2 protein-coding genes and 1 pseudogene are annotated in these 2,155 nt (G+C 66.8%); all 3 read left to right on the forward strand.

Annotated elements, in window-relative coordinates:
* A partial coding sequence (locus ON00_RS14380) for a dihydrolipoamide acetyltransferase family protein (RefSeq protein ID WP_040601679.1) occupies positions 1-873 on the forward strand: 873 nt, incomplete at its 5' end.
* A gap of 32 nt (positions 874-905) precedes the next feature.
* A complete protein-coding gene (locus ON00_RS14385; RefSeq protein WP_010406888.1) occupies positions 906-1,727 on the forward strand; it encodes a protein phosphatase 2C domain-containing protein in 822 nt (273 codons plus the stop codon).
* 203 nt (positions 1,728-1,930) lie between these two features.
* Positions 1,931-2,155 (forward strand): annotated as a pseudogene (locus ON00_RS20935) (EF-hand domain-containing protein); the annotation flags it as partial.

The raw sequence follows: 2,155 nt of genomic DNA on the forward strand, positions 1-2,155 counted from the left end.
GGGGAGAGGGAGAGAGTGGTCCTCGCTTCCCCCGCAGTGCGCGCCCGCGCCGCCGATCTTGGCATCGACCTCGCGCAGGTGAAGACCGAGGGCGACCGCGTACGCCATGCCGATCTCGATGCGTTCCTGCGCTACAGCAACGGACAAGGCTATCACGCCCCGCATGCGAGCCACGCCCGCGCCGATGAGGCGATCAAGGTGATCGGCATGCGCCGCCGCATCGCCGAGAATATGGCGGCGTCGAAGCGCGCGATCCCGCATTTCACCTATGTCGAGGAAATCGACGTCACTGCGCTGGAGGCGATGCGCGCCGATCTGAATGGCGCGCGCGGGTCACGGCCCAAGCTCACGATGCTGCCGCTGCTGATCGCCGCGATCTGCAAGACCGTGCCCGCTTTCCCGATGATCAACGCGCGCTATGATGACGAAGCCGGCATAGTGACGCGGCATGGCGCGGTGCATCTCGGCATGGCGACGCAGACCGACGCCGGGCTGACCGTTCCCGTGATCCGCGATGCGCAGGATCGCAATGTCTGGCAATTGGCCGCCGAAATCCTGCGCCTGGCCGAGGCGGCGCGCGCCAATAAGCTCAAGCCCGATGAAATGGGCGGCGGCACGCTGACGGTGACGTCGCTCGGGCCGCTTGGCGGGATCGCGACGACGCCGGTGATCAACCGGCCCGAAGTGGCGATCATCGGTCCCAACAAGATCGTCGAGCGCCCGGTGTTCGTCGGCGATGAGATCGTCCGTGCCAAGCTGATGAACCTGTCGATCAGTTGCGATCACCGCGTGGTCGATGGCTGGGATGCGGCGAGCTTCGTGCAGGCGCTCAAGCGCTATCTGGAAACGCCCGTGCTGTTGTTCGCCGACTGAAATCCGTCATGATCGGCTGGTAGGAGGATCTTATGCGCTTCGATCTGCTCCAGTCGATCAGTCTTGCGGGTGACGCCGCCATCGCCAATGATGACCGCGCGGGGTCGAGCGACACGCTCGCCTGGGTGATCGACGGCGCGACCGATTTGGGGGAGCCGGGGCTGGTCGGGTCGCGCGGTGGCGCCGCATGGCTGGCGCTGGAGGCGGACGCCGCCTTTGCGGCCGCGGGCGACGCCTCGATCGACGCGATCTGCAAGGGTGTGTTCGCAAGGCTTGCGCGGCGCTTTGCCGCGCAGCGGACACGCGCGCCCATCTCCGCCTGGGAATTGCCGAGCGCGTCCTTCCTGGCGGCGCGCGTCGGTAAGGACGGTCTCGCCTGCCGCTGGCTGGGCGATTGTGCGGGGCTGCTCAAGCGCGGCGATACCGTCGAGCGGATCGGGCCGCCTGCCAGCAAGGACGACGAAAATGCCAGCGCCGCCGCGCTGGCCGAGCATGGGCTGGGCCTGAAGCAGCGACCGCAGCCGATCCTCGAAGTGCTGCGCGCCGCGCGTGAACGACCCGACCGCTATGTCCTCGGGGTCGATCCGGCCGCCGCCACGCATTTGGGCGGTGCGGTGCTGCCGTGCAGCGTTGGGGATGAACTGCTGCTGATGAGCGACGGCTTTGCGGCATTGATCGACGTCTATGGCCTGCGCGACGAGGCGGGTCTGTTCGCGGAACTCGCCACCAGCGGCTTGACCGGGCTGGCGCTGCAATTGCGCGCAATCGAACAGGAGGATGGCGATTTCGGCCGCTTCCCGCGCTTCAAGGGGTCGGACGATGCCACCGCTTTGTGGCTGCGGATCGTCGCCTGACCCCGGTCACCAGACACATTTGAGAGACATTTCCCGCGTAGCACGCCGGATCGACGCATCCGGAGGGCAAGATGGTGGGTTTTTGGCTTGGGCTGGCACTGATGGCCGGTGTACAGCAAGGGGGACCCGGGCCTGACGGACCGCCGCCACCCCCACCGCCGGGCGGACCCCGCCCTCCGCACGGTCGCTTGTTCATCAGCCCGATGGGCGAACCGTTCCGTGGGGAAGATCCGATTGGGGCCTGGTTCGCCGGTGCTGACGCCAATCATGACGGCGTGGTGACCGAGGCCGAATTCACCGCCGATGCCGACCGTGTGTTCCTGCTGCTCGATCGCGAGCATGATGGCGAAATCGATCCCCAGGACATCGATTATTATGAAACCGTTCTTGTCCCCGAAATCCGCTATGGCGGTGGCGAGCCGGGCGGC

Source organism: Sphingomonas echinoides ATCC 14820 (genome assembly GCF_000241465.1).
In the GTDB taxonomy this organism is placed as follows: Bacteria; Pseudomonadota; Alphaproteobacteria; order Sphingomonadales; family Sphingomonadaceae; genus Sphingomonas; species Sphingomonas echinoides.